Annotated in this window: 19 protein-coding genes and 2 pseudogenes; 12 read left to right on the top strand and 9 right to left on the bottom strand. The window is 67.3% G+C overall.

All coding sequences use genetic code 11. From position 1 onward, the window contains the following. Positions 1-169: 169 nt before the first annotated feature. The gene (locus OKW27_RS35735; RefSeq protein ID WP_429336231.1) at positions 170-1927 is read left to right on the top strand and encodes a sensor histidine kinase; all 1758 of its coding nucleotides are present in this window, start codon (positions 170-172) and stop codon (positions 1925-1927) included. A 42-nt stretch (positions 1928-1969) separates the two neighbouring features. Here the strand turns inward: OKW27_RS35735 and OKW27_RS35740 are convergent, their stop codons facing one another. Both OKW27_RS35740 and OKW27_RS35745 read right to left on the bottom strand, forming a co-directional pair. Beyond that, positions 1970-2293: a hypothetical protein gene (locus OKW27_RS35740; RefSeq protein ID WP_090804088.1), complete on the bottom strand. Its 324-nt coding sequence runs from the start codon at positions 2291-2293 to the stop codon at positions 1970-1972. A 173-nt stretch (positions 2294-2466) separates the two neighbouring features. Continuing rightward, a pseudogene (locus tag OKW27_RS35745) lies at positions 2467-2865 on the bottom strand (SDR family NAD(P)-dependent oxidoreductase); the annotation flags it as partial. On the opposite strand from OKW27_RS35745, the gene OKW27_RS35750 reads away from it, so the two are divergent. The 4 genes from OKW27_RS35750 to OKW27_RS35765 all read left to right on the top strand — a co-directional run bounded on the left by OKW27_RS35750 (position 2864) and on the right by OKW27_RS35765 (position 7619). Continuing rightward, positions 2864-3328 carry a hypothetical protein gene (locus tag OKW27_RS35750; protein WP_429336232.1) on the top strand — a complete coding sequence of 155 codons (465 nt, stop codon included), beginning with the start codon at positions 2864-2866 and terminating at the stop codon, positions 3326-3328. The pseudogene OKW27_RS35745 and the gene OKW27_RS35750 sit on opposite strands and share 2 nt — an antisense overlap. A 90-nt stretch (positions 3329-3418) precedes the next feature. Continuing rightward, entirely contained in the window at positions 3419-3868 is a 450-nt protein-coding gene (locus OKW27_RS35755; RefSeq protein ID WP_090804091.1) for an Rrf2 family transcriptional regulator, read from the top strand. Between the two features lie 180 nt (positions 3869-4048). Next, positions 4049-4696: an NAD(P)-dependent oxidoreductase gene (locus tag OKW27_RS35760; protein ID WP_429336233.1), complete on the top strand. Its 648-nt coding sequence runs from the start codon at positions 4049-4051 to the stop codon at positions 4694-4696. A gap of 118 nt (positions 4697-4814) precedes the next feature. Then, on the top strand, positions 4815-7619 hold the full coding sequence (locus tag OKW27_RS35765; RefSeq protein WP_429336234.1) for a mechanosensitive ion channel domain-containing protein: 2805 nt from the start codon (positions 4815-4817) through the stop codon (positions 7617-7619). 30 nt (positions 7620-7649) lie between these two features. On the opposite strand, the gene OKW27_RS35770 is transcribed toward OKW27_RS35765, so the two are convergent. Continuing rightward, the gene (locus OKW27_RS35770) at positions 7650-8318 is read right to left on the bottom strand and encodes a cysteine dioxygenase (RefSeq protein ID WP_429336235.1); all 669 of its coding nucleotides are present in this window, start codon (positions 8316-8318) and stop codon (positions 7650-7652) included. Between the two features lie 138 nt (positions 8319-8456). Between OKW27_RS35770 and OKW27_RS35775 the strand changes: the two genes are divergently transcribed. Together OKW27_RS35775 and OKW27_RS35780 are read left to right on the top strand one after the other, a co-directional pair. Then, positions 8457-8942, top strand: a complete 486-nt coding sequence (locus tag OKW27_RS35775; protein ID WP_090804098.1) for an Lrp/AsnC family transcriptional regulator — start codon at positions 8457-8459, stop codon at positions 8940-8942. Positions 8943-9228: 286 nt separating this feature from the next. Next, positions 9229-9438: a hypothetical protein gene (locus OKW27_RS35780; RefSeq protein WP_090804099.1), complete on the top strand. Its 210-nt coding sequence runs from the start codon at positions 9229-9231 to the stop codon at positions 9436-9438. 19 nt (positions 9439-9457) lie between these two features. Here the strand turns inward: OKW27_RS35780 and OKW27_RS35785 are convergent, their stop codons facing one another. Further along, positions 9458-11980, bottom strand: coding sequence for an FUSC family protein (locus OKW27_RS35785; protein WP_429336236.1), 2523 nt, complete (start codon positions 11978-11980; stop codon positions 9458-9460). A gap of 213 nt (positions 11981-12193) precedes the next feature. On the opposite strand from OKW27_RS35785, the gene recC reads away from it, so the two are divergent. From recC to OKW27_RS35800, 3 genes are read left to right on the top strand one after another with little or no spacing between them, the layout of a single operon-like run. After that, the gene (gene recC / locus OKW27_RS35790) at positions 12194-15586 is read left to right on the top strand and encodes an exodeoxyribonuclease V subunit gamma (protein ID WP_429336237.1); all 3393 of its coding nucleotides are present in this window, start codon (positions 12194-12196) and stop codon (positions 15584-15586) included. Further along, positions 15583-19308, top strand: a complete 3726-nt coding sequence (gene recB / locus OKW27_RS35795; protein ID WP_429336238.1) for an exodeoxyribonuclease V subunit beta — start codon at positions 15583-15585, stop codon at positions 19306-19308. The genes recC and recB overlap by 4 nt, the downstream gene beginning before the upstream one ends. Continuing rightward, positions 19305-21404 carry an AAA family ATPase gene (locus OKW27_RS35800; RefSeq protein WP_429336239.1) on the top strand — a complete coding sequence of 700 codons (2100 nt, stop codon included), beginning with the start codon at positions 19305-19307 and terminating at the stop codon, positions 21402-21404. The genes recB and OKW27_RS35800 overlap by 4 nt, the downstream gene beginning before the upstream one ends. 55 nt (positions 21405-21459) lie before the next feature. On the opposite strand, the gene OKW27_RS35805 is transcribed toward OKW27_RS35800, so the two are convergent. Then, a complete protein-coding gene (locus OKW27_RS35805; protein WP_090804107.1) occupies positions 21460-22101 on the bottom strand; it encodes a VC0807 family protein in 642 nt (213 codons plus the stop codon). A gap of 189 nt (positions 22102-22290) precedes the next feature. Here OKW27_RS35805 and arfB point away from each other — a divergent pair, with 189 nt between their 5' ends. After that, positions 22291-22695, top strand: a complete 405-nt coding sequence (gene arfB, locus OKW27_RS35810) for an alternative ribosome rescue aminoacyl-tRNA hydrolase ArfB (protein ID WP_090804108.1) — start codon at positions 22291-22293, stop codon at positions 22693-22695. Positions 22696-22707: 12 nt separating this feature from the next. Here arfB and OKW27_RS35815 read toward each other — a convergent pair whose 3' ends face one another. Then, positions 22708-24003, bottom strand: a complete 1296-nt coding sequence (locus OKW27_RS35815; RefSeq protein ID WP_090804110.1) for a sensor domain-containing phosphodiesterase — start codon at positions 24001-24003, stop codon at positions 22708-22710. Between the two features lie 492 nt (positions 24004-24495). Here OKW27_RS35815 and OKW27_RS35820 point away from each other — a divergent pair. Further along, a pseudogene (locus tag OKW27_RS35820) lies at positions 24496-24656 on the top strand (putative quinol monooxygenase); the annotation flags it as partial. An 80-nt stretch (positions 24657-24736) separates the two neighbouring features. Here OKW27_RS35820 and OKW27_RS35825 read toward each other — a convergent pair. The 3 genes from OKW27_RS35825 to OKW27_RS35835 all read right to left on the bottom strand — a co-directional run bounded on the left by OKW27_RS35825 (position 24737) and on the right by OKW27_RS35835 (position 26388). Continuing rightward, on the bottom strand, positions 24737-24994 hold the full coding sequence (locus OKW27_RS35825) for a DNA-binding protein (RefSeq protein ID WP_090804111.1): 258 nt from the start codon (positions 24992-24994) through the stop codon (positions 24737-24739). Between the two features lie 235 nt (positions 24995-25229). After that, positions 25230-25469: a hypothetical protein gene (locus tag OKW27_RS35830; protein ID WP_090804113.1), complete on the bottom strand. Its 240-nt coding sequence runs from the start codon at positions 25467-25469 to the stop codon at positions 25230-25232. 199 nt (positions 25470-25668) lie between these two features. Continuing rightward, positions 25669-26388: a YdcF family protein gene (locus OKW27_RS35835; RefSeq protein WP_425199369.1), complete on the bottom strand. Its 720-nt coding sequence runs from the start codon at positions 26386-26388 to the stop codon at positions 25669-25671. Positions 26389-26416 lie beyond the last annotated feature (28 nt).

Genomic DNA, 26416 nt, shown 5'->3' on the forward strand with positions numbered 1-26416 from the left:
CAGCGAGATGCTGGCTGGGCGCGTCGATGCCCATTTCTGGCGCAATGTGCGCGAACGGCAGAAGCTGCCGTCGACGCGTTCGTGTCCCTCTTTCTTTTCCCGCGCAAACGCCGACATAATGTGCCGACCCCGCGCACGATCCGCGGGCCAACCCCTCCCATGGGCACGCATGAGACTGACCACAAAAGGCCTGCTTCTGATCGCGATCCCGGCCGTTTTCGAACTCGCGCTGCTCACCGGTGTCGTGAAGGCCCAGGTCGATGCGATGATGGCGGAGCGCTGGACGATGCATAGCGAGGAGGTGTTGCGCCAGACCACGGAGATTCTCGATCCGGTGCTGGCCGAATCGGTCGCGCTGCGGGGCGCGGTGCTCGCCAACGACGCGCATTTCACCACCCCGATCGCGGTATGGATGGACGTCGACCGGCGCATCGACGAGCTCGCAGAACTCGTCGCGGACGATCCGGCGCAGGTCGAGCGCGTGGCCGAGGTGCGCCAGGCGGTGCAGGCGTACCGCCAGTGGTCCGACCGGATCCAGGACATGCTGCACGCCGGGCGGACCGGCGAGATTCTCGCGCGCTTTCACGATCTCACCCGGGCCGACGTGCTCGATCATTTCCGTGTGGAGGTGAGCGCGTTCCAGGCAGAGGAGCGCCGTCTCGATAGCTCGCGCTCGAATGCCGTCGCCGCCGTGCGCGAACGGGAACAGACGCTGATCGTCGCGGCCGCGTTGGGCTCGCTGCTGTTCGTCGCGCTCGCCGTCTGGATGTTCACGCGCGGCGTGCGCGGCCGGCTCGCGCTGCTGTCCGACAACGCGGGCCGGCTCGCCGGCAACGAGCCGCTCGCGCCGCTCGGCGCGGGTAGCGATGAAATCGCGCGGCTCGATCTGACCTTGCACGAGACGAGCCGCCGACTGCTCGAAGCCGAGCGCATCGAAGCTCGCTTTCACGCGGACCTCGAGCGGCGCGCCGCCGAGCTCGCGCGCAGCAACGAGACGCTGCGCCAGCAGACCCAGGAAAACGAAATGTTCATCTACAGCGTGTCGCACGACCTGCGCGCGCCGCTCGTGAACCTGCAGGGATTTTCCCGGGAGCTGATTCGCGCAAGCGACGAGTTGCGCGACGCGGTGCGCAACTCGTCGCTCGCGATCAGCACGCGCGAGCGGATCGAGCGCATCGTCGACGAGGACATCGGCGAGGCGCTGCATTATCTGCAGACCGCGGTGCTGCGCGCGTCGCACATCATCGACGCGCTGCTGCGGCTGTCGCGGGTCGGGCGGGTCGAGTACCGGCGCCAGAATGTCGATGTGCGCGACATCGTGCAACGTGTCGTCGATGCGATGCAGGGCTCGATCCGTGCGCGGCGCGCGCGCGTGACCCTCGGCGAACTGCCCGCGGTATGGGGCGATCCGACCGCGCTCGAACAGATCTTCGCAAACCTGATTGGCAACGCGGTCAACTATCTGGACCCGGCGCGCGAGGGCAGCGTCGAAATCGGCACGACGCCTGCGCCGCCGGGCGTGCATTCGCTGCGGATCTTCTACGTGCGCGACAACGGCCTCGGTATCCCGGCGATCGCGCTGCCGCGCCTGTTCACCGCGTTCCAGCGGCTGCACGGCAATGCCGCGGCCGGCGAGGGCATCGGCCTCGCGCTCGTGCGGCGGATGGTCGAGCGACATGGCGGCCGCGTGTGGGCGGAATCGAAGGAGGGGGTAGGCACGACGTTCTATCTGTCGCTGCCAGAGGCCGGTGCCGCGGGCGCGAAACCGGCCGCGGCTGGCGCGGCTGCGCTCGCCGCGGCGGGTCCGGCTCCGGCGGCGCGCGGTGCGCGTCAGAGTGTGCCGGGCGCTGCGGGACCAGGCTTGGGCGCAGGCAGCGGGTCGTCCGCGCGTTCGATCGACGCGGTGCGAGGAATCAGCACGCGGTAGGGGGCGCTCGATCGTGCGGCGCGGATGGCGCTCGCCCGCGCATCAACCGGCGAAAATCCGCCGCGGCTTCAGCAGTCTTCTGCCGCGCACCGACCAGTAGCAACCGCATGCCAGCAGCACGGCGATGCCGGCGAACGTTTCGGCCGGTGTTGGCCGAATGCCGGCAAGACCCTCGACGGCAAACAGGCCGTGCGTGACACCCAGCAGCGCCGCCCACAGTGCACACGCAGCCTGCATCAGCAAACGGGTCCCTTTCATATGCCGAGCGCGGGTGTCGTGCGACCAGGTGGGCAGCCGGCGCGCGCAGAAAAAAACGATCGCCATCAGCATGATGACGAGGGTGACGATCCAGTCGATCAGTTTCATCGAAACAGCACTCCCCAAAAGCAGCCGCGACACTATAGGGAGGTGTTTCGCCTGCAACAGTCGGAAGATTCTGAATTGTGGGGCGCTGTTGAGCGATGTTGAGGCGAGCGCCGCTGCAAGTCGACGCTCGTTGCTGCACGTGGTCTCGGGACTCGGTGCGCGATCCGCGTGCCGACTGTCGCGTGAATGCCCAGCGGTCTCAACTCGGCATGCAACGCTTCCGTGATGCCTTCGACGGCGAACTTCGTCGACGAATACACGCCAAAGCCCGCCGCGGCACGATAGCCGCCAATCGATGGAACATTGATCACGTGGCCCGAGCGGTTCGCGCGCATGGTCGGCGATACAGCGCGCGTGGGCTTCGCAATACTGCCGCGGCAAGAAGCGCGCGCCGAAGACGATCGTTGAGGGAAGGGTCGCCTTTTGAATCGCGCGGACGTCAGCTCCATCAGGTTCGACAGAACCGCGACCAACTCGCCGGGGCGATCCGAAGCGGGCGCGCCGCGCAACGGCGGTATCATGGGCACGTCTTCGCATGTGCGAGCCGCCCGACGCGGCTCCTTCCAGATCATGATTTCATCTGTTTCCTCATCGTTATTGCACCGCGCGGCGGTCGTGGTCCTCGTGTTCGGCGCGCTGGCCGCGTGCCAGAAGAACGACGCGTCGGCCGGCCAGGTCGCGGGCAAGCTGAACGACGCCGCGCAGCTTGCCGGTCAGAAGCTCGATCAGGCCGCGAGCTACGTCGGCCAACAGGTCGATGCGACCAAGGACGCCGCGCAACAGAACCTCGACTCGGCCTCCGCGCCGTCGCTCAAGATCGACCCCGCCGCGCTCGCGTCGAGCGCGCAGGCCAACCTGCAGAACGCGGCGAGCACGGCCAACGCGCAGCTCGGCAAGGCCGCGTCGATCACGGGCCAGGGCCTCGAAACGGCGGGGCGCAAGCTGCAGGCGTGGTCGGCGCAGAATGCGGGCGCGTCGGCTTCGTCGACTGCATCGACCGACTCCGCCGACGCGCAGAAGCAGATGGATAAATGACTCGCGCCGTTCGATCCGGTTTCGCCGTTTGACATTAGCATTATATGTAATTACGATGGTTACACATTGTCGTTTCGGGACGGATCTGCCGTGAACACGAGTAGCCGGTTTGCCTTTGCCGTGCATGTGCTCGCGCTGTTGTCGCTACAGGGCGGCGTGCCGTTGTCGTCGGAGATGATTGCGGGCAGCGTGAACACCAATCCCGCGCTCATTCGCCGGCTTCTGACCATGCTCTCCGACGCCGGCCTCACCACCTCGCAGATGGGCGCCGGTGGCGGCGCGTTGCTTGCGCGGCGGCCGGAACGGATCACGTTGCTCGAGGTCTACCGCGCGGTGGAAGACGCGCAGTTGTTCGCGTTGCATCGCGAGGAGCCAAATCCAGCGTGCATGGTGGGGCGCAATATCCAGAGCGTGTTGAGCGGGATCATCGACGAAGCGCAGCAGGCAATGGAAGCGGCGCTGGCCGCGCGCACGCTCGCCGACGCGACCGCCGACGTGGTCCGCTCGGAGAAGCAGCGCGAGCGCAAGCGCCGTGCTTGAGCGTGTCTTCGCGCGCAAGACGCGGCGGCGGTGAACGATAGAAGCGCAGTGTCGTAGGGCGCGGGTCGAACTATTCCAGCACGCGTGCCAAACAAAGGAACGGGGTGAGCGCCCCGCTTTTTTTCTCGTTATATGTAACTATAAAAGTTACATATAAGACAACCTGAGGAGTACGCTGATATGAGCAAGCAACTGAAGATCGCCCTGTTTGGCGCGACTGGCATGATCGGTTCGCGGATTGCCGCGGAAGCCGCGCGTCGCGGGCATCAGGTGACGGCGCTGGTGCGCGATCCGGCGCGCGTGCCGACCGGCGTCGCGAATCTGCATGCGGCGCAGGCCGATCTGCTCGACGCCGCGAGCGTCGGCGCGGCGGTGCGCGGTCAGGACGTGGTCGCAAGCGCGTATGCGCCGCCGCAGGGCGATCTCGCCGCCCTGACGCAAGCGACACGCGCGCTGGTCGAGGGGGTGCGCGCGGCGGGGCTGAAGCGCGTCGTCGTGGTAGGCGGTGCGGGCTCGCTCGAAGTCGCACCGGGCAAACAACTGGTCGATACCGACGGCTTTCCGGACGCGTACAAGGGTATTGCACTCGCGCACCGCGACGCCTTCGAGTACTACCGCGGCGTGACCGATCTCGACTGGACGTTCTTCGCGCCGGCCGCGCTGATCGCGCCGGGCGAGCGCACCGGCAAGTTCCGCACGGGCGCGAACACGCTGATTGTGGACGCGGACGGCAACAGCCGCATTTCGGCCGAAGACTACGCGATCGCGTTCGTCGACGAACTGGAGCAGGGCCGCTTCATCCGCCAGATCGCGACGGTCGCGTACTGACGAGCGGTGGTTCGAATTCGCCGGCCGCGCAAGCGTACTAACATTCGGTTACGCATGTTCGGCCGCGCCGGGCGAAACTGCGGCTACACTGGCGTCTGCCGTTTTCTCACGGATTGCCATGCAGTCATGCCCATCGCGGCGTAAGTCCGAGGCTGCGCCGTCTGGCGGCGGGCAGCAGCCGGCGATTCTCAGCGCCCCCCATCTCTCCTCCGCTCACACCGCTCGCGACACTGCCAGCGGCGACGCCCGCCCGCGCGCGAGCACAGATGCCGTCGGTTGGTTTGCCGCGCTGCTGTGCGCCGCGCTGATTCTGTGCCTCGGCGCGCTGCCGCGCATGGCGCAAGCCGCGGGCCCCGCGGTCGGCGGCGGCACGCCGGTGATCCCGGCATTGCAGAGCCTGATCAACAGCGCGACGGTGAACGCGACGCCTGCGTCCGCGGCATCGGGGGCGTCGCCGCCCGAGGCGGCGTCGGCGCCGTCGCCCGCGAGCCAGGCGGAGCTGGCGCGCTCGCTCGACAGCGTGATCGCCACGCTCGACAACGACCGCCAGCGCAGCGCGCTCGTTGCCCAGCTGAAAAAGCTGCGCGACGTATCGCAAAGCGCCGCGCAAACCGTCGGGCCACCTGCGCCCGCGTCCGCGCAACCTAGCCCGGGCCTGCTCGGCGCGATCGCCTCGGGTATCGCGTCGTTCGAATCCGACGTGCATCAGGGCCGCACGCCGGTGCGCTACTGGAGCGGGCGCGTGACCGCGGCCGGCAACGAGCTGTACACGATCGTCTCGGGCCAGGGACACGAGGGTGTCGGCACGATCCTGTTGGCGATGCTGGGGATGCTGGCCGGCTGGGGCGCCTGTGCCGGCGCGCTGATCTATCTGCAGAAACGGCTGCACCGGCGCTTCGGTGTCGAGCTGGTGCTGCGGCCCAATCCCACCACGCGCGAGCTGCTGATCTTCGCGTTGCGCCGCGTCGGTCCGTGGATCATCGCGTTCATCGCGGCGCTGCTGTTCATGCGCGCGATGCCCGATTCGCTCGGCCGCACGCTCGGCATGGTGGTCGCGTATGCGATCGTCGCGGGCGCGGTGTTTTCCGCGATCTGTCTGATCATGTTTTCGCTGTTCGGCTCGGGCCACCGCCGCGTCGCGGTGCGTCTGCTGATCGATCACGCGCGCCGCGTGCTGTTCGTGATCGGCGTGTGCGGCGCGCTCGGCGACGCAGCCGTCAATTACGACGTCGAGCATCAGCTCGGCACCAACCTCGCCGCGCTGATTTCGACCGCGGCCAACATGACGGCCGCCGTGCTGACCGGCTATTTCGCGCTCGCGTTTCGCCGGCCGGTCGCGCATCTGATCCGCAACCGGCCGTACGAACAGCGCAACGACCACAAGGCCGCGACCGAAGCGTTCGAGGTGCTCGCCGCGCTGTGGCACGTGCCGGTGCTGGTGCTCGCGACCGCGTCGGTGGTCGCGACGCTCGGCGGCTCCGGCTCCAGCGAAAACGTGCTGCAGATCTCGATCGTCACCGCGCTGCTGCTGGTGCTGGCGTTCTTCCTGTCGGCGATCGTGCTGCGCATGACGCGGCCGCGCAGCGCCCGCGCGCGGCGCCGCTCGCCGTATCTGACGCGGCTGCTGCGCTTTTGCGGCACCTTGCTGACATTGTTCATCTGGCTGTTTTTCTTCGAATCCGCGGCGCGTCTGTGGGGCGTGTCGCTGGCCGCGGTGATCGAGAGGAACGTGGCGGCGCGCGGCGTCGCGCATGCGATGACGGCGATCGTCGCCACCGTGTTCATCGCGTGGCTGCTGTGGATTCTGGTCGACACCGCGATCACCGAGACGCTCAATCCGGGCAGCCCGCGCAACAAGGCGCGCAGCCCGAGCATGCGCGCCCGCACAATGTTGCCGCTGGTGCGCAACGTGTTGCTCGTCACGATCATGACGATCGGTGGGATCGTCACCGCCGCGAACCTCGGCATCAACGTGACGCCGCTGCTCGCGGGCGCGGGCGTGATCGGTCTGGCGATCGGTTTCGGCGCGCAGTCGCTGGTGACCGACCTGATCACCGGGCTCTTCATCATCATCGAGGACACGATCTCGGTCGGCGACTGGATCGACGTCGATGGCGGGCATGCGGGCACGGTCGAGCATCTGTCGATCCGCACCGTGCGGCTGCGCGACGGGCAGGGCGCGATCCACGCGATTCCGTTCTCGCAGATCAAGATCGTGAAGAACCTGTCGCGCGATTTCGCGTACGCGGTGTTCGAGGTGCGCATGTCGTTCTCGACCGATGTCGACGAGATCACGCAGCTGATCCGCGAAGTCGGCGCGGAGCTGATGGCCGACTTCCGCTACCGGCGCGAGATGCTCGGGCCGATCGAGGTGTGGGGCCTCGACCGCTTCGATCCGAACTGGATGGTCGTCAAAGGGCAGATCAAGACGCGGCCGCTGCAGCAATGGAGCGTCGCGCGCGCGTTCAATTTGCGGCTCAAGCGCAAGATGGACGAGGCCGGCATCGAGATTCCGGTCGCGCAGATGCGGGTGTACACATCGTCGAAAGATAGCGAGGGCGAGCCGCTGCGCGACGATGAGATGACCGGGTTCGTCGCGCCTGTGAATGCCGGTGCCGATGACAGCCGGCATGCGCATGGCGAGGCGCAGCAGCGGGCGCGGGACGGCGCGCGCGGCAAAACCCATCAAAGGGCGCATGAACCCACTCGCGAAAGAGACCGCGAAGGGCCGCACGAGTATCCGCGCGAAGCTGAGTATGAGGTGGGCGTCGTTGGCCCGTCGGCGCGCGCGTCGACACAGGTGCCGCTTGCGCCCGCCCGTGACGTGTCGCACGAACCGCGTCCGGCGCCGCCGACGACCGGACAGACCGCGCCGATTCCGCCGCAGATTCCGACGGCGGGTGATGTGGGTGGGAAGAATTGAGGCGGGGGGTGTTGGGGGGCCGTGCAACCGTCAAACCATCTCCGCCGCGTCGGCCATGCGCACGATGTCGTTCACGTGCGTGCCGATCCGCGCGCCTTCGACGCCATAGATATGCAGCGACACCGCCGGCGCATCACTGCTGTTGCCAAGCCGATGAATCGCAGCACGGCCGCCGCGCACGAACGACACCGCGCCGCGTTTGCGCGTCTGAGCGCGCAGCGCGCTCGCGCATTGATGCGCGTCGTCCCATTCGAAGACCGTTTCGCTCAGCTTGCCCTCGACCACCGCGTAACCGCACCAGGTGTGATGCGCGTGCACGGGGCTCGCCTGGCCGGGCTGCCAGACCAGCGCGGCGATCGCATAGCGGCCTTGCGGATCGGCGATGAGCAGATGGCGCCGATAGGTGTCGGCGGAACCTTCGCGTTGCATCGGTGCGAGCAGCGCCGGGTCGGCGGCCGCCTCGGCGAGCGCGAGCCGCATGATGCGCGCGAAGAACGTCGAATGCGACGGCTCCGGAAATTTCGCGCAGGCTTCGAACATCGCGTCGAGCGTCTCGCACAGGCGCTCGAGCGGTGTGCGCCCGATCTCGCCCAGCGTTTGTGTCGGTAACGCGGCCGCTTCAAGTCGGGCCGGGTCTGGCAGCGACTTCAGGTAGTCGGGAAGGTGCTCGAAAGCGGTGGCGCGAAGGTCGTCGCTCATGGTTTTATTGCAGCGCGGGCGCTGCAGTTCGGCAATTTTCGGTATCGATATTTATACCGGTTTGCCCGGAGAAAGAGTTTCCATATAATTCCCTCGACCGTCAGAAAAGTAGAATAATTTCCTATGAGGGGTGGTGGTATGAGTATGGATATCATCGATCGGAAGCTGCTCGAATTGCTGCAGGCAGACGCGACGATGCCGATCGCCGAACTCGCGCAGCGCGTGAACCTGTCACAGACGCCTTGCTGGAAGCGGCTGCAGCGCCTGAAGGAGGCGGGCGTGATTCGCGCGCAGGTGGCGCTGTGCGACGCGCGCAAGCTCGGGGTCGGAACCACGGTGTTCGTGGCGGTGCGGACGAATCAGCACACGGAGACATGGGCCGCCGCATTTACGCAGGCGGTGCGCGATATTCCCGAAGTGGTCGAGGTCTACAGGATGAGCGGCGAGACCGACTATCTGCTGCGCGTGGTGGTCTCCGATATCGACGACTACGACCGGATCTACAAACAGTTGATCACGGCCGTGCCGCTGTACGACGTGAGTTCGAGCTTTGCGATGGAGCAGATCAAGTATTCGACGGCATTGCCGGTGCGGCCGGCTGTGACTGTCACAAATAACGGCTGACGCGCGACATGCAATGGGGCGGTGACGAACGAACGGAACACGGGTTCGCTACGATGGCGACGTGGTCGATGCATTTAAGGCGACGGGAGAGCACAGACCAAAATCACCAGCAGCGACACGAGGCAGACCGGGTGCCGTCAGGAGCGCCGCTTGCTGCCTCGACAGTAAACGCGCCACAGCGCATCCATACTGGTCCCCCGGCTGCAAGCCGCGTGCAAGCCCACTGGGCGTAGAATGCCGCCTTCTCCGACCCATCCGCGACTGCTTCGCGAACCGAGCCCGCTTCATGACCAGACCGCCGCGCAAGAAGAATCCGACCTTTGGCATCTCCGTCTTTATCGTGGTGGCGATCCTGCTGGTGATTGCCACGCTGTTCTATAACGCGATCCGCGAAAAGCACGAGTTCGACAGCCAGCCCACGCAGGTGCCGCCGGTGGCTTCGCAGGCAGCCGCGGCGGCCACCGCGATGAAACCGGCGAGCGGCGCCGCGCAATAACGCCCGCGCGCTTCCTGCTTCACTCCTCCGGTAGCCGGATCATGCTCGCGTCTTTGCGAATCTGCGCGGACGCCGCGAGCATCTGCTTGCATTGATGCGCGAGCAGCTTCGTGTCATGCACGGCATCGGCCGTATAGTCCGGCGATTTCTCCGTTTCGACGACCATCGCATCGAGCTCGCGACTCATCAGTTTGATCTGCTCGCCCTGCTCGGCGGGCAACGCGGTGCCGGCTTCGGCGGCGCTCAGGTTGTCGCGCACGAGGCTCAAAGCGCGCTGCAGCGGCTGTAGCGAGATATCCTCGACCTGGTGCTGCTGTTGCGCGGAAGTGCGCAACAGCGGCGCGGCGGCCGTGATCTGCGACGCGAGCACATGGCTGCGCACCAGCAGACCGTTCAACTCCGGCACGAACTTCTGCGCGGACTTCGGTTCGAGCATCATCCGCTGGAACGCCTGACCGAGATTCGCGAACGCAACGTGAACGTTCTTGCGCGCGAGCCGATAACGGTAATCGCGGTCGAGCGCGGTCGCCGCGGCGGCAGCGGCGACCGATGCACCGCTTGCCGGGCGCGCGGTCGCGTTGCGGATCGTGGTGGTGTCATGGCTGGCCTCGCCCGCGTTCGCCTCGGCATTGGCGTCGGCGACCGGCTGTGCCACGCCGGCGCGCCCAGCGCCGCGCGCACCGACGCCACTCGCCACTTCGGCTCCGGCGCCGGAGCCGGCGACGGCGAGCGCCGGGCCGCCAAAGCCGATCGCCGGATCCGCCATCGCCGCCGCCGGCGCGCGCGCGCCCGCTTCGGTCACGGCCGCGACCGCCGCCGCGGCCGGTTTACCGCTCCACCACCAGCTCGCTTCGAGATACTGCCGCGTCGCGCTGATCATGTTGTTGACGAGCTTGCCCATCAAGCGGTACTCCCAGTACGGGAACAGGTGGCTCGCCGCGATCGCGATCGCGCAGCCGACTACGGTGTCGATCGCGCGCTCGCCGATGATGCGCATGCTGCCCGGCGCGAGCAGATGGAACAACAGCAGCACATACGATGACGTGAACACGACGCTCGCCGTGTAGTTGAACAGCAGCAGGCTGTAGCTCATCACCATCGACGCGAACATCACGACCATCAGGATGTGCGGCTCCTTCACGAAGATGGTCAGCGCGATGCTCGCCGCGCAGCCGATCAGCGTGCCGATGATCCGCTGCCCGTTGCGCTGCTTGGTCAGCGAGTAGCCGGGCTTCAGAATGATCACGGTGGTCATCACGATCCAGTACGCGTTCGTGAGCGGCAGCAGGCGGCCGAGCCAGAAGCCCACGGCGACCGCGATCGTCACGCGCAACGCGTGTCGAAAGCTCGGCGAGGCCATTGTCAGATTCGACAGGATCTGCCCGAACGGCACGCGCCGGCTCGACACGAAACGGCTCAGCGCCTGGTCGATGCGCAGTTCGGTTTCGGTCGGGCTCGGCTCGGCGGCAAGGCTTCGGCGCATCTTGTCGATCAGCCGCGTGGCGCTCCAGATGCGGCGGAAATTCGACGACACGGCCGAATACGCCTCCGGGTTCTGCGTCGGCAGCTCCTGCTTGCGCATCAGTTCGATTTCATACTCGATCGCGCGCAATTCCGCCTTCACGTTCACGCGCATGCGCGGCGCCTGGTTCTGCAGCACCGCGAGGCCGATCTCCTCGAGATCTTCGGCCGCCTTGCGGATCAGATCGCGATAGAACACCAGCAGATCGGAGCCGCCGAACGTGCTGCGCACGAGCGTGTAATCGGTTTGCGCGCCGACGAACAGCTCGTGCAGATCGACGCTATTGATGAACAGGTTGTAGAGCATCGCGCGGCGTGGTTCGAGCTTGCCGCGCTTCAACCTGGGCAGATTGCGCAGCACCATGTCGCGGGCGGCGTCCTGGCGATCGACCGCGGAGATCTGCTTGTCGACGAGGTTGCGATAGCACTCGTCGAGATCGTTGTCGAGATCGTAGAAGGCGGCGCGCGCGAGCAGATAGTCCGCGCACGCGAACACGCTTTCGGCGAGCGCCTGCTGCTCGATCCGATGCATCATCCAGCGGCTCACGAAGGTCGACCAGTACGTGTACCAGAGACCGCCGAGCAGGATCCACGACGCGTTGGCGAGCGCCTGCAAGGGCGTGAAGTGCTCCTCCAGCGTCATGATCATCATGAACAGCGTCGCGAAGCTGATCTGCGGCCAGCGATTGCCGTACACGACGATTAGCGACAGCACGAACGTGAGCGGCACGACCGTGCACCACAGCGCGAGCGGATTGACGGTGGCGAGGCCGGTGGCGAGCGCGGACAGAAAGCCGATCACCGAGCAGGCCAGCATCTCGTTGTGCTTGTACTTGAGCGGGCCCGGCATGTCGACGACGCAGGCGCCGAGCGAGCCGGTCGCGATCGTGAAGCCGAGGTCACGATTGTGAAACACGATCAGGCACAGGATGGCCGGTAACGACACGCCGACCGCGATGCGCAGGCCGCCATAAAAATACTGGCTATAAAGGAATTTTCTTATTTCGACCGAATAGCGCATCGACTACCTGAATCCATTCACCGAGAAAACCGTAGTTGGAAAGACAGCGCGAAACTGCCGTCGAGTCTAACTGATTTTGCGCGCGTTCTGACCTCGCCCATTCGGCCGGGTTATGCCCTGGGGATGGGTTTGTTATGCTGTCGCTTCAATGTCCGCCGTGGCTCGTGCGCATCGTTCGCGGGCCATCAGCGTGCCAAATGTGATCTGGAATCCATGCTTCAGCTCTTCTACTCGAACCGCTACGAAACGCTGGTGGGCGCGCTGCTCGGCGACCTCGCGCAAGCGCCGTCCGACCCGTGGACCGCGCGGCCCGTGATCGTGCCGAGCGCGGCCGTGCGCCGGCGGCTCGAGCTCGATATCGCCGCGCGCCAAGGCATCTGCGCGAACGTTAACTTTGGTTATCTCGCGCAATGGCTGTGGGCGCAGATCGGCGGCGTGATCGAGGTGCCGAAGCATTCGCCGTTCGCGCCGGACCGGCTCGTGTGGCGCTGCTACCGGCTGCTCGACGACTCAGACGAAGCGCTGCCGTGGAACGCGTCGCCGCGTCTGCGCACCTATCTCGATGCGGCCGACGCGTCGATGCGCTACGAACTCGCGCGGCGCGTCGCGACCGTGCTCGATCACTATCTGACTTATCGCCCCGAATGGCTGCTGCAATGGCACAAGGGCGGCTCGATCTTCGCGAGCGGCGCGGCTGACGACACCGGTCCGCGTCTGACCGGCGCGAGCGACGCGGCGCGCGAGGACGAGCGCTGGCAGGCGGCGCTGTGGCGCGCGGTGCTCGCCGAGCTCGCGCAGCCCGGCGGTCATGCGCAAACATCCGCGGCCGCGCTGCCGCCCGCGTATCGGTTCCTCGATGAAATCGCGGCGCTCGATCTCGAGGCGATCTCGAACGCGCAATGGCCCGAGGCGGTCAGCGTGTTCGCGCTGCCGACCATGCCGCCGCTGCATATCGCGTTGCTGCGCGCGCTGTCGCGCTGGATCGACGTGCGTCTGTACGTGATGAACCCGTGCCGCGAGTTCTGGTTCGACGTGGTCAGCGAAGGGCGCGTGCAGGCACTCGACGCGGCGGGGCAGCTCGACTATCAGGAAGTCGGTCATCCGCTGCTCGCCGAATGGGGCCGCCAGACTCAGGCGCAGCTGCATATGCTGCACGAGCTGACCGAAAGCGCCGCATCGGCCGAGACCGGCGACTTCACCGAAAACCCGGAGCCGAGCTGGCTCGCCGCCGTGCAGAACGGCATTCTCGCTTTGCGCAATGAGGCCGATGCCGACGAGTTGCCTATCGAGCGCGGTATCGAGGTGCACGTCTGTCATAGCCTGTCCCGGCAGCTCGAAGTGCTGCACGATCGCCTGCTCGGCTGGTTCGACGAATTCGACGATCTACAGCCGTCCGACGTGCTGGTCGCCGTGTCCGATCTCGCGGCGGCCGGTCCGCTGATCGATGCGGTGTTCGGCACCACGCCCGCCGGCGACACGCGTCGCATTCCGTACCGCATTACCGGCCTGCCGCCGTCGCAGGCCAATCCGGTCGCGCGTCTGTTGCTCGACTGGCTCGCGCTGCCCGAGCGCAGCGTCGGCGCGCCGGATCTGATCGAATGGCTGCGCGTCGACGCGGTCGCGGTGCGCTACGGCATCGATGCGAATTCGCTCGAAGCCGCGCAGGAATGGCTCGCGGCCGCCGGCGCGCGGCGCGGGCTCGCGCCGCTCGAACCGTTGGGTGAACACGTGCCGGTCGCGCGTCATACGTTCGCCGATGCGCTGACGCGCCTGTACCTCGGCTACGCGATGCCGGCAGGCGGCGAGCCGGTCGATGCGTGGCTGCCGGTCGAAGGCGCGGGCGGTTCGGATGCTGAACTGCTCGGCCGTCTGTCGCGTTTCGTCGACGACATCGACAGCTTCGCGGCGAGCTGCGCGATCGAGCGCACGCCGTCCGACTGGTCGCAACTGCTGCTCGAAACGCTCGGACAGTGCTTCGACGGCGGCGTCGAGTTCGCCGATTCGCTCGCGGCCGTGCGCGACGCGCTCGATGCGATGAGCGCCGCGATGCAGGCCGGCGCGCATGATGTGTTGCTGCCGGCGTCGGTGGTGCGCACCGCGCTCACCGAAGCGCTCGACGACCCCGCACGCGGGGGCGTGCCGTGGGGCAGCGTGACGTTTTCTTCGCTGACGAGCTTGCGCGGTTTGCCGTTCCGCGTGGTCTGCCTGCTCGGCATGGACGACGGCGTGCTGCCGTCGCTCGCGCATGCCGACGAGTTCGATCTGATGGCCGCGTTCGGTAAGGCCGGCGACCGTCAGCGCCGCGACGACGAGCGCAATCTGTTCCTCGATCTGCTGCTCGCCGCGCGCGAGCGGCTTTTCATCGCCTACACCGGCCGCAGCATTCGCGATAACGCGCCGCTGCCGCCGGCCGCGCTCGTCGATGAACTGCTCGATCATCTCGCGCAGGTGTCGGCGGGCGAGGACGCGAGTCCGGCCGTGGTCGACAGCGCGCGGCGCGAGTTCATCGTCGAGCATCCGTTGCAGGCGTTCGCGTCGGACTACTTCGCGGCGAAGCCCGACCTGTTCACCTACGACGCCAATCGCGCCGAGCTGGCCACGCTGCTTGCCGAACCGCAGCATGCCGCCGCCACGCCGTTCTTCGATCAACCGCTGCCGCCGGAAGACATGCACGAGGTGGCGTTCGACGACTTCGTGCGCTTCTGGCGTCATCCGGCGCGCGCACTGCTGCGCGACCGGCTCGGTATCGCGTTGTCGGATGCGCAGGGCGAGTTGCTTGACACCGAGCCGTTCGATCTCGACTATGCGGGCCGCGACGCACTCGCCGAGCGCCTGCTGCCGGTCCTGCTAGACGCCGGCACCGACGACGAGGTGATCTATAGCCGCGTGCAGCGCGTCGCCGAGGCGAGCCCCGAGTTGCCCGGCGGCGCGACCGGCGCGGTCTGGCGCGCGCGCGAGCTGTCCGCGCTGCGGCAGTTGGCGCAAAGCGTGCGGCGCGAAGTGGCCGAGGGCGTCGAGCGCTTGCCGTTCGTGCTCGACGTCTCGCCGCGCTGGCCGCAAAGCGGCGCTGGCACCGACAGCGCCGTCTCCCTGTTTGGCGACTACGACGCGCTGCTGCGCGAGTCCGCCGAAACGCCGCTGCATTTGCGCGGCACGTTGAACCTGCTGACCGGAACGGGACAAGTGATCTTTCGTTATGCCAAAGCCAGCGCGCGCGACTATCTGTCCGCGTGGCTCGCGCATCTGGTCTATTGCGCGGCACAGCCGGACGGCCCGCGCCGCACCGTATGGCACGGCAGCGGCGAGAGCTTCGAGCTCGCGCCCGTCGCGGCTCCGCTCGACGAACTCGCGCCGTTGGCTGCGCTCTTCAATGCCGGCCGCCGGCTGCCGCTGCGCTTTTTCCCGAAAAGCGCATGGGCGCGGTTCAGCGAAAGCGAATCGGCGGCGCAGGGCGTATGGGTCAACGACCGCGTGCGCGGCGAATCCGACGACCCCGCGTTGCGCATCGCGCTGCGCGGCACACCGCTCACGCTCGACGAACCGTTCGGCATCCTCGCCGCGATCGTCTTCAAGCCACTGATCCAGCATCTGCGGAGCGCCTCATGAGCGACGCGCTGCGCCATCAAAGCCTCGCCGCCGACGAACTCGACGTGTTCGCATGTCCGCTCGACGGCGTGAACCAGATCGAAGCGTCGGCGGGCACCGGCAAGACGTGGAACATCTGCGCGCTGTACGTGCGGCTGCTGCTCGAAAAGAACCTGAACGCCGATCAGATTCTCGTCGTCACGTTCACGAAGGCCGCGACCGCGGAGCTGCACGAGCGCATACGCGGCCGTCTCGCGGAACTGCATCGCGCGATCGAGATGGACGACGACGGCGACGATCCGTTCATCCGCCGGCTGTTCGAAACGACGCTCGCGCCGGAGCGCGGTATCGAGCGCGAGGCCGCGTTGAAGGTCGTGCGCCGCGCGCTGCGCACGTTCGATCAGGCCGCGATCCACACGATCCACGCGTTCTGTCAGCGCGCCTTGCAGGAAGCGCCGTTCGCGGCCGCGATGCCATTCGCGTTCGAGATGGAAGCCGACGACGCGGCGCTGCGTTTCGAACTCGCCGCCGATTTCTGGCGCCAGCAGGTCGAGCCGGTCGCGCATGCGCATCCGGCGTTCGCCGCGTGGCTGGTGGCCAAGCGCGCCGGTCCCGCGTCGCTCGACGAGCAACTGGCACGGCGCCTGAAAAAGCCGCTCGCGCAATTGCGCTGGGGCAGCGTCGACGCGGCCGGTGCAAGCGCCGATCCGCAGGCCGGCTTCGATGTCGCGTGCGCGATCTGGCGGGCCGAACGCGACGCGATCGTCGCGCTACTGGCCGAGGCACAGGAGCGCCTGAGCAAGACCACGCACAAGCCCGATCACGTGAGCGCCGCGATCGCCGCGTGGACCGACTACTTCGCGCAGGGCGACTGCCATGCGCCGCCGCCGCGCGCCGCGCTGAAGCTGACGGCGTCGGCGTTGAAGAAGGCAACCAAGGTCAAGTTCGAGCCGCCCGCACATCCGTTCTTCGAGCATGCCGACGCGCTGGCCGCGGCCGTGGTCGCCGCCGAGGCCGCGCAGCGCGCGCGCTGGCTCGCGCTGGTGCAGACATGGCTCGACTACGCGCCGGCCGAGTTGGTGGCGCGCAAGCGCACGCGCCGCGTTGTATCGTTCGACGATCTGCTCGCGAATCTGTATCGCGCACTGGCCGCGCATGCCTGGCTCGCCGATGCATTGCGTAGCCGCTATCCGGCCGCGCTGATCGACGAGTTCCAGGACACCGATCCGCTGCAATTCGCGATCTTCAGCCGCATCTTCGCGCCGGCGGGACCGCTGTTCCTCGTCGGCGATCCGAAGCAGGCGATCTACAGTTTTCGCGCGGCGGATCTGCATACGTATCTCGCGGCGCGCGAGTCGGCGTCCGCGTGCTACACGCTCGCGGTCAACCAGCGTTCGACCGCACCGATCGTCGAGGCGTGCAACCGGATCTTCGAAGCGAACCGCCAGGCGTTCGTGCTCGACGGGCTCGACTATCAGCCAGTGCGTGCGGGTGAGCGGCGCCGCGCGCCGTTTACCGATCCCGACGCGAGCGGCGGCGATTTCCGCATCTGGACGTTGCCGCGCGGCGCAACGCCGCTGGACAAACGCAGCGCGCAGCGCGCCGCGAGCGAAGCGTGCGCGGCCGAGATCGTGCGGCTTTTGCGAGGGGCGCGCGAAGGTGTCGTGACGATCGGCGACAAGCCGCTCGCACCGGGCGATATCGCCGTGCTCGTGCAGACGCACAAGCAGGGCAGCCTCGTCAAACGCGTGCTCGCGGCGTGGGGCGTCGGCAGCGTGGAGCTTGCGCAGGCGTCGGTGTTCGCGACGCTCGACGCCGAGCAGATCGAGCGCGTGCTGGCCGCCATCGACACGCCCGGCGATCTGCGTCGCCTGCGCGCCGCGCTCGCCACCGACTGGCTCGGGCTCGATGCCGCCGCGCTGTGGCGTCTCACGCAGGTCGCCGATGCGCCCGCGGCCGAGGCTGTTGACGAACCCGCGCCGGCGCTCGACGTCGCCGACGCGATGGGCTGGGTCGAGCGTTTTTCGCGCTACCGGATGCTGTGGCACGAACGCGGCTTCGCGGTGATGTGGCGCACGCTGATGCGCGAACTGCGCGTCGCGCAGCGGCTCGTCGCGGGTGTCGACGGTGAGCGTCGGCTGACCAACGTGAACCATCTCGCCGAGCTCGTACAGGCGCGAGCGGCCACCCAGCCCGGCATCGCGCCTACCTTGCGCTGGCTCGCCGCGCAGCGCGAGCAGGGCGGCGGTGACGAGGCGCAACTGCGGCTCGAGTCGGATCGCAATCTCGTGCAGATCGTCACGGTCCATAAATCGAAGGGACTCGAATACGCGGTCGTGTTCTGTCCGTTTCTGAACGATGGCGGCTTGCGCGAGCCGCCCTCGTCGGGCTTGCCCGATGCGCGCGAGTATCACGACGACAGCGGCGACGCGGTGCTGCACTACGGTTGCGACGAAGAGGAAGCCGAGCGCGCCTCGCGTTACGCGGTGCGCGAGCAGGCGGCGGAACGCGCGCGGCTCGTCTATGTGGCGCTCACGCGCGCGGTGTATCGCTGCTACCTGGTCGCGGGCACGTATCTGTCGTCGCGCTCGACGAAGGAGTCGCGGCGCAGCGTGCTGAACTGGCTCGTCGGCGGCAGCGGCCACACGTTCGACGCCTGGCTCGCCGAGCCGCCCGACGAAGCCGCGCTCGCGGCGAGCTGGCAGGCGCTCGCGGGCGGACCGGTCACGTTGCGGGCGCTGCCCGAAGTGACGCGCCGCGTGCCGCTCGAAAGTCTGCGGGATCAGGGCGCGCATCTGCACGCGCGCGCGAATCGGCGGCCGTTGCGCGATCAGTGGCGCATGGCAAGTTTCAGCGGGCTGATCGCGGCCGGCGGCAGGAGCGCGGATGCGCACGTGCACGCGCCGCAGGAAGACGTGCGGCCCGACCACGATGAAATCGCCGATGCGCTACCCTCCGCGCCGCTGCTCACGCCGCTCGCCGCGTCGAGCGCCCCGGCGCATGCCGACGACGACATCCTCGCGTTCCCGCGCGGCGCGGCGGCCGGCGATTGCCTGCATCGGATGTTCGAACTCGCCGATTTCACCGAGGCGCGCACCTGGCCCGACGCGATCCGCGGCGCGCTGCGCGAGCGTCCAGCGCCGGCCGCGCCCGAGCTCGCCGTGCGCTTGCCCGCGATGATGCATCGGCTGATCGCCGACGTCGTCTCGACCGAACTCGTGCCGGGCATGACGCTCGCGCGGCTCGATCCGCGTCGGCGCCTGAACGAACTCGAGTTTCTGTTCGCGGCCCCGTCGCTGGATTTTCCGGCGCTGCGCGAGCTGCTGATCGAATACGGCTATCCCGACGTCGCGCTGGAGCCCGGCGTGCTGCGCGGGTTCGTCAAAGGATTTATCGACATGATCGTCGAGCACGACGGCCGCTTCTGGATCGTCGACTGGAAGTCGAACCATCTCGGCGACACCGCCGCCGACTACGCAGCCGCGCCGCTCGAAGCGGCGATGACGAGTCACGCGTACCACCTGCAGGCGCTGCTTTATACGGTCGCGCTGCATCGCTATCTGAAGACGCGCGTGCGCGACTATGCATACGACACGCATATCGGCGGCTACCTGTATCTGTTCGTGCGCGGCGTGCGGCCCGACTGGCGCGATGTCGACGGCGCCGCCGGTGTGCACAGGCGGCGTGCGCCGTTCGAACTGGTGGCGCTGCTCGACGCGGCGATGATCGGAGGTGGCGCATGAGCACGCTCGGCACGCTTGACGAGCGTGCGGCCGCGCCGCTCGGCCTCGAAGACATCGGCGTCAACCTGCCCGCACCGGCCGATTTCAGCATCGCGCTGGCCGAAGGGTTCGCGCGCCGTATCGGCATGCTCGCGCGGCGCGGTGGCGCATCGACCGAGGTGGTGAAGTGGGCCGCGCGCGGCGCGTTCGCCGCGAGCCGCGCGACCGCCGAAGGGCACGTGTGCGTGCCGCTCGCGACGCTCGCGCGCCGCTTCGACGCGTCGAGCGCCGAAGTGCGCGCGGCGCTGCTCGCGAGCGGCATGGCAAGCGATGGCGCAGCGGACGCGGCGGGCGCGGCGGGCGCGGCGGCGTTGCGCCCGCTCGTGATCGACGCGCAGGGGCGTCTCTATCTCGCGCGCTACTACGACTACGAGCGGCGCCTGGCCCACGCCCTGGTCGCGCATGCGACGGGCGAGGCGAGCACCGCGAAGGCCGACGCCGACACCACCCCCGCCGCTTTGCGCGAACGCCTGCTGCACTACTTCGGTCCGCCGCGAGACGACGACGTCGACTGGCAACGCGTCGCGGCCGTGATGGCGCTGTCGGGGCGGCTGACGATCGTCAGCGGCGGCCCGGGAACCGGCAAGACCACGACCGTGGTCGGCGTGCTTGCGTGTCTGCTCGATGCGCGGGCCGATTTGCGCATCGCGCTGGCGGCGCCGACCGGCAAGGCGGCGCAACGGATGCAGGAAGCGTTGCTCGCGCGCGCGGGCGAGCTGCCGCCCGAACTCGCCGCGCGTTTGCCGCAGACGTCGTACACGCTGCATCGCTTGCTGGGGTCGGGGCCGGGCGGGCGCTTCCGGCATCATCGCGATAATCCGTTGCCGTATGACGTGGTCGTGATCGACGAGGCGTCGATGATCGACGTGGCGATGGCCACGCATCTGCTCGACGCGATCGGGCCGCAAACGCGGCTCGTGATGCTCGGTGACAAGGACCAGCTCGCCGCGGTCGAAGCCGGCGCGGTGTTCGCCGAACTCAGCGCGCGGCCGGCGCTGAGCGCGCGCGGATTGCAATGGGTCGCGCAGGCGCTCGACATCGACGAGGCGCGGCTCGCGCGGGCTTTGCCGCGCGCGTTGCGTGAAGTCGATGAAGCACCGTTGGACGATTTATTTGAGCCGCCCGAGACGCCGCAAACCTTCGAGCCACCCGCGTCGGGCGATCCGTTCGGTGACGGCGTGACATCGGCGACTGGCGAGCAGGCGGATCGCGATAAGCGATCGGCGATCGAACGCAACCCGCTCGCGGACTGCGTCGTCTGGCTCGAGCGCAACTACCGGTTCGGCCTCGAGTCGCCGATCGGCCGTTTGTCCGTCGCGATTCGCAACGGCTCACCGAGCGCGGCGCTCGACGTATTGCAGATCGACCCGACCGAGGTCTGCGCCGCGGCGCTGCACGAGGACGCTCACACGGCGCTGGCCGAGCGCACCACCGCAAGACTTGCCGGTGGCTTCGCGCCGTACGCCGACGCGCTTGCCAGGGCGCTCGCCGTCGATACGCCCGATCCAGTGCCGCTCTTCGACGCGCTCAACCGCTTCCGCATCCTCTGTGCGACGCGGCTCGGACCTCGCGGCGTCGATCAGGTCAACGCGGCGATGGCGGCTGAGGTGCGCCGCGCCGCGGGCGTCACGCTCGCGGTCGGCGCGCAGTGGTTTGCCGGACGTCCGGTGATGGTGACGCGCAACGATTACGCGCTGGGTCTGTTCAATGGCGACATCGGCATTGCGCTGCCGGGCGCGGGCGGCGCGCTGAGCGTGTACTTCCGCACCGGCGACGGCGGTGTGCGCGCGGTGTCGCCGGCCGCGCTGCCGCCGCACGACACCGCGTTCGCGCTGACGGTCCACAAGTCGCAAGGTTCGGAGTTCGAGCAAGCGGTGCTGGTGCTGCCGTCGGCGTTCAGCCGGGTGTTGTCGCGTGAGCTCGTGTATACGGCGATTACTCGCGCGCGCGAACGTGTCGAGGTGATCGGCGCGCGGGCCGTGCTCGCGCAGGCGATCGCGACGCCGACGCAGCGTGATTCGGGGCTGGCCGCGCGGATTGCCGAAGCATCGCGTTGATTGCGCGGCAGCAGGCAGAAAGAGCGAAGTGGCGGACTTGTGGTGCGAGCGGCGCTCAACCGGCAACCCCGCTCGCCCGCTCGATGGCCTCGACGCGGCTGCGCATCGTCCTGCGATACCACAGTGTCCACAGCGCGAGTCCCGCGTAGATGCCGTAGCCGATAAACGGCGACACGACGAGGAAGCGTTCGATCGGCCACGTCAGCGCCATCCACGCGCGTAGCGCGGTTTCGGCGGTCAGCCCGATGCCCCACACGAGCGTCATGGTTCGCATCGCGGTGGCGAGACCGGGGCGCTCGCGCCATAGCGCCTCGAAATGCGCGGCGCCGCCTTCCATTTCGCGCGCGACCGTCGCGCGCGCGAGGTAGAAGATCAGAGGACGACGCATCGGCAGCGACAGCAGGAACACGACGCCGACCGCGCCGGACACCAGCGACTCGCGCAACAGCAGCATGCGCGGACTGCCCCCGAGCGCCATGGCCGCGACCGACAGCACGATGCCCGCCACCACCATCACGCTGAGCGCATCGACGCGCCTGAAGCGCGCGAGCTCGATCGCGCTCCACACGAGCGGCGGCACGGCGGACGCGATTAGCGCGCCGGTCTCGCCGACCCGCGGCAACGCGAGCCGGTAAGCAAGCCACGGCAGCAGAAAGTTGACGGCCAGTTCGAGCACGAAACCGGGACGGATTTTCATATGAATTTACGCCGTAAGCGAAAGAACCAGTATCGATGAACCGGTCGGGCCGACGCAAATGGTTTTTTTCGTAGCGTTCGCGAGCCGGTGCCGCCGGGCGCCGCGCCGGGCGCTCCGCCGCCTTCCCGCGAGTTCGGGCATCTCGCGTCGAGCGCTTGTACACTGACGCATCTTCCTTCCCGACCACCTATGACATCCCGCTATCCGGTCCCGCCCAACGAAATCGAATTGACCGCCGTGCGCGCGCAGGGGGCGGGTGGTCAGAACGTCAACAAGGTGTCGAGCGCGATCCATCTGCGTTTCGACGTGCGCGCCTCGTCGCTGCCGGAAGTGCTGAAGATGCGTCTGCTCGCGCTGTCCGACCACCGGCTCACGCGCGACGGCGTCGTGATCATCAAGGCGCAGGAGCATCGGACCCAGGAGATGAACCGCGCGGCGGCGCTCGCGCGGCTCGATGAACTGATCGAAAGCGTCAGCGTGACCCGCAAGCATCGGGTCGCGACGCGGCCGACCCGCGCGTCGAACCTGCGGCGGCTCGACAGTAAGGCCAGGCGCAGCGAGGTCAAGTCGGGGCGCGGCCGCATGCACGAGTAGCGGCGTGGGTCGCTAACGTCTCGCGCCGCGTCTGCCGGTGCGCACATCCGGCGGCGACGCCTCCGGCACGAAGTCGACGCACAGCACGTGCGTGCCGTCGCGCTCGAACGCGATCGCCGCGGTGTAGCAGTCCTGACCATCGGCGAGCGAATAATGCGGCCCCATCATCGCGACGCGGCCTGGCGCCGCGAGCGCGTGCCGGAAATACGCGCGACGCGACCAGTTGCTGCGCGTCTCCGTATAGAGCGGCGCGAGCCGCTTCGGAGGCGGCGGGACCGACGCCGCCGTCACCGAAGGCTGGGTCTGCTCGCCCAGGCCGTCGGTGAGGAACACGCGGCGCGCTTCGGGCAGATGCCAGACCTTTTGCGCGGCCTGTTCGAGGTCACCGGTCGCCTTGTAGGTGTCGGCGGCGGCCAGCACCGCTTCCGCGAAGCCCTCGAACCCGAGCCGCTGGTGGCCGGCGTTCGCACGCTCGTACTCGGCGAACTTGCTCCAGATCGACGCGACGAGCTCAGGCACCTTCGTGCAGGCGGCCAGCACGCTGCTCTTTGGCTGACCGAACCAGAACCCCTGCACGAAATCGACGTCGGCCTGCATCAGGATCATCAGCTCTTCATCGGTTTCGACGCCTTCGGCGAGCACGAGCGTGCCCGACTGATGGAGCATCGCGATCAGATGGCTGATCATCGATTCGTCGCCCTCGCGCTTGCCCGCGCGCGCGACGAGCGAACGGTCGAGTTTGACGATGTCGGGGCGGAAGCGCCACACGCGATCGAAGTTCGAGAAGCCGGTGCCGAAGTCGTCGATCGCGATCAGAAAATCGCGCGGCTGCGAGGCGGCGAGCATGCTGGCGACGGCGGATTCATCGTCGGCGGGCTGCTCGAGCACTTCGATCACGATGCGCTCCTGCGGCAGCCCGAAATGCGCGGACAACTCGTCGATGAAAGCGCGCTGCGGCCAGCCGGTTTCGAACACCTGCGGGCGCGTGTTCAGAAACAGCCACCCGGTGCTGATGCCTTGCTCCATGAAGTTCGCCACATGCAGGCAGCGCGCGATGCGATCGAGTTCGCGCGCTTCGGCGGCCGAGCGCGTGCCGGAGAACAATACTTCGGGCGAGACGGGCAGACCGACCGGATCGAACGCGCGCAACAGCCCCTCGTAGCCGACCACGCACTGATGCGTGACCGACAGCACCGGCTGGAACACGCTGTGCAATGTCAACGCGCGCCAGGTCGCGGTCCAGCCCGACTCGCCGCGGACCAGGTGCGGGAGCAGGCCGCTCACGGTCAATTCGCTGACGGATGGCATAGAAGCGGGCATGAAAGCTGACATGGGATCGTTGCGGCAAGGGAATGAAGGGGCGCGCAAACCCATTCGGCGCGTAGCGCTCGCACACCCGAAGCGTCGCCGGAACGAAACGAATGCGTCCCGCGAACACGGAGGGCGGTGCCAGCCACGCTGGACTCCGGCGAATTGGTCAAAATGAGTCTAGCAGTTTGCAGCGCGCGACAATGTGCGGGTTATCACAAACGCATGGGCGCGAAAATTGTCTGCAAAACGACTGCCTACGGCCGTGCGGCAATCCGTTGCGGTAATGCGTCGGAGCGTCCCGCGCGCTTGCCACGCGCGACACCGATTCCCAATCGCAATGAGTTACCGTACCACGCCGAGGGTAGCAGGGCGCCCGGTGGTCGCCCGCCAAACTCCAGGCCGACGGTGCTCACATGCTAGTGCCGCTGTAGGCGCTGATGCGGCCATTCGGGCGGCGGGCTTGGCACTGCTCTGCCGGGCGGATTCTGGCGCGACGTGCAGGAGCCGCGCCGGTTCGTGTCATTGAGCGATGGGAAAGCCAGGATGCGCTCGCGGCGCATGCGAAATCCGCGCATATCCAGGCTTATAAGAAGGCGGCCGCGGATTGGATCGAGCACGCGGAGATTCGCGTGGTGTCGAAGATCGCCTGAATTCGGGCGCGGGCGTCAGCGGCGCGCGGACACGCTGGACAGGTGGGGCGGCCCCGAGGCCGCCGGCGCGCCGTCAGCGATCAGTGGGTTGCTTGCGGGACATCGAGAATCAGGATGATGGTCCAGTCGGCGTCGCCGTCATGGTGATACTGGCGCTCCGCGACAATGAACGGCTCCTGCTTGCCAGCCGGGCCGAGAAACAGCACGTCGCCTTCCATCGGCAGGCATTCGACAGGCGGCAGGGCGAGGTACGCTTCCTGACCGCCACGCGGCATCAGTTTTTCGATCTTGCGAGATGCTGCTTCGGTCCATTCGATATCAAGCTGGATGTTGCTCATGCTGTCCTCCGCACCAGGGTGCGCACGGGTTAGGGGATGCCGGCGGCTCGCCGGTCGGTGCGCGACTTTAGCATACAGAGAGCAGAGCGCCGGCGGCTTGCCGGGCCGGTGCGCGCTCGGAGTGCCTTGCCAACAGCGAGCGGGTCGCACAAATAAAAAAAGCCGAAACCGGCGCTGCCAGCTTCGGCTTTTTCACCTTCACGACGAGGCCGCGAGGCGAGATCCGCGAAGTCGTTCAGGTGCCCGACGCGTCGGCACCCTTCTTCGGATGATGCGGAGCCATCTTGTGATGCTTGGCCGGCGCGGCCGGTGCGCTTCCCATCGACTGCTCGCGGTTTTGCAAATCTTGCGCACGCTGCTCGACGTCGGCGGCCTTCGCCGGATCGGTGCTCGTCGTGATGCCGTTGTCCTGCGCGTGAGCCGCGCCGGCTGCGGCACACAAGGAAACCAGGATCGCCATGGACACTTTCTTCATCGTTACCTCCGTAGAATGGTGGTGGACCCGAGTATTGCCTGTCCAGTGGGAAAGACAATGCATTCTATCGAGCAAACTCTTCTCTAGCCGATGGCTTTGTAACCGCGCTCAACACTTGTTACGTTTTGTAATAACTGGACGCTGGTCGAATAAACCGCGACGTCCTCGAGTGCGAGAGCGCAGCGGCCTACATCGTTCGTCAGAACCAGCCGATCGCGCGATACAGGTGAAATTGCGCGAGGCCGATTAGCTCATGCAACGCTATCTCCGCGGCCACGAGATTGGCGAAGCGCGGCAGCACGCCGATCCGCGCGCGCCGCGCGCTTGAAATCTGCGGCTGCGGCTCGACGCCGAAGCGCTGAAAATCGAGCAGCGCACGCGGCATCTGATACGCGGAGGTGACGAGTATCAACGTGTCGTAATGTGATTGACCGACAATAACCGAGACGTTGCGCGCGTTCTCATAGGTCGTGCGGCTGCTTTGCTCGAGCACGATGTCCGAGCGCGCCACCTGCTGACGCAGCAGATAGGGCAGGTAGGTGTCGGCTTCGGTCGCGCTATGCCGCTGCGGATTGCCGCCGCTGACGATCACCCGGCACGTGCTCGCCGTGCGCTTGCAGGCCGCGTAGTTCTGCGCGCTGACCTCGATGCGCGAGAGTACGTCGCGCGGTGGCACCAGCACATGGTCGTGGTCGTAGACCGTGCCGCCGCCGAGCAGGATGATCGCGGTGCGTGGCGCGAAGGTGGCGGCCGTGGCGCTCTGTCGTTGCGGCTGCGCCAGATCGAGCAGTGGCGCGGTTAGCCAGCCGGCCGCGAGCAGCCAGAACAGCGCGATCATGCAGAAGATGAGCGGCCGGCGCGCACGTTTCCATAGCACGATTGCTGCAAAAAAAAGCGCTAATAAAGTGAATAGAATCAATTTAAATGGGGTAACGTATGTCTTTCGG

The sequence above is a fragment of the Paraburkholderia sp. 35.1 genome (genome assembly GCF_050436525.1).
In the GTDB taxonomy this organism is placed as follows: Bacteria; Pseudomonadota; Gammaproteobacteria; order Burkholderiales; family Burkholderiaceae; genus Paraburkholderia; species Paraburkholderia tuberum.

Coding starts and splice junctions, on each gene's coding strand:
- recB (WP_429336238.1), top strand. CDS start 15,583: ATGAGCGACGCGCTGCGCCATCAAAGCCTCGCCGCCGACGAACTCGAC.
- OKW27_RS35825 (WP_090804111.1), bottom strand. CDS start 24,994: ATGAGCAACATCCAGCTTGATATCGAATGGACCGAAGCAGCATCTCGC.
- OKW27_RS35740 (WP_090804088.1), bottom strand. CDS start 2,293: ATGAAACTGATCGACTGGATCGTCACCCTCGTCATCATGCTGATGGCG.
- OKW27_RS35765 (WP_429336234.1), top strand. CDS start 4,815: ATGCAGTCATGCCCATCGCGGCGTAAGTCCGAGGCTGCGCCGTCTGGC.
- OKW27_RS35805 (WP_090804107.1), bottom strand. CDS start 22,101: ATGAAAATCCGTCCCGGTTTCGTGCTCGAACTGGCCGTCAACTTTCTG.
- OKW27_RS35750 (WP_429336232.1), top strand. CDS start 2,864: ATGATTTCATCTGTTTCCTCATCGTTATTGCACCGCGCGGCGGTCGTG.
- arfB (WP_090804108.1), top strand. CDS start 22,291: ATGACATCCCGCTATCCGGTCCCGCCCAACGAAATCGAATTGACCGCC.
- OKW27_RS35770 (WP_429336235.1), bottom strand. CDS start 8,318: ATGAGCGACGACCTTCGCGCCACCGCTTTCGAGCACCTTCCCGACTAC.
- OKW27_RS35780 (WP_090804099.1), top strand. CDS start 9,229: ATGACCAGACCGCCGCGCAAGAAGAATCCGACCTTTGGCATCTCCGTC.
- OKW27_RS35775 (WP_090804098.1), top strand. CDS start 8,457: ATGAGTATGGATATCATCGATCGGAAGCTGCTCGAATTGCTGCAGGCA.
- OKW27_RS35785 (WP_429336236.1), bottom strand. CDS start 11,980: ATGCGCTATTCGGTCGAAATAAGAAAATTCCTTTATAGCCAGTATTTT.
- OKW27_RS35815 (WP_090804110.1), bottom strand. CDS start 24,003: ATGCCATCCGTCAGCGAATTGACCGTGAGCGGCCTGCTCCCGCACCTG.
- OKW27_RS35760 (WP_429336233.1), top strand. CDS start 4,049: ATGAGCAAGCAACTGAAGATCGCCCTGTTTGGCGCGACTGGCATGATC.
- OKW27_RS35830 (WP_090804113.1), bottom strand. CDS start 25,469: ATGAAGAAAGTGTCCATGGCGATCCTGGTTTCCTTGTGTGCCGCAGCC.
- recC (WP_429336237.1), top strand. CDS start 12,194: ATGCTTCAGCTCTTCTACTCGAACCGCTACGAAACGCTGGTGGGCGCG.
- OKW27_RS35800 (WP_429336239.1), top strand. CDS start 19,305: ATGAGCACGCTCGGCACGCTTGACGAGCGTGCGGCCGCGCCGCTCGGC.
- OKW27_RS35735 (WP_429336231.1), top strand. CDS start 170: ATGAGACTGACCACAAAAGGCCTGCTTCTGATCGCGATCCCGGCCGTT.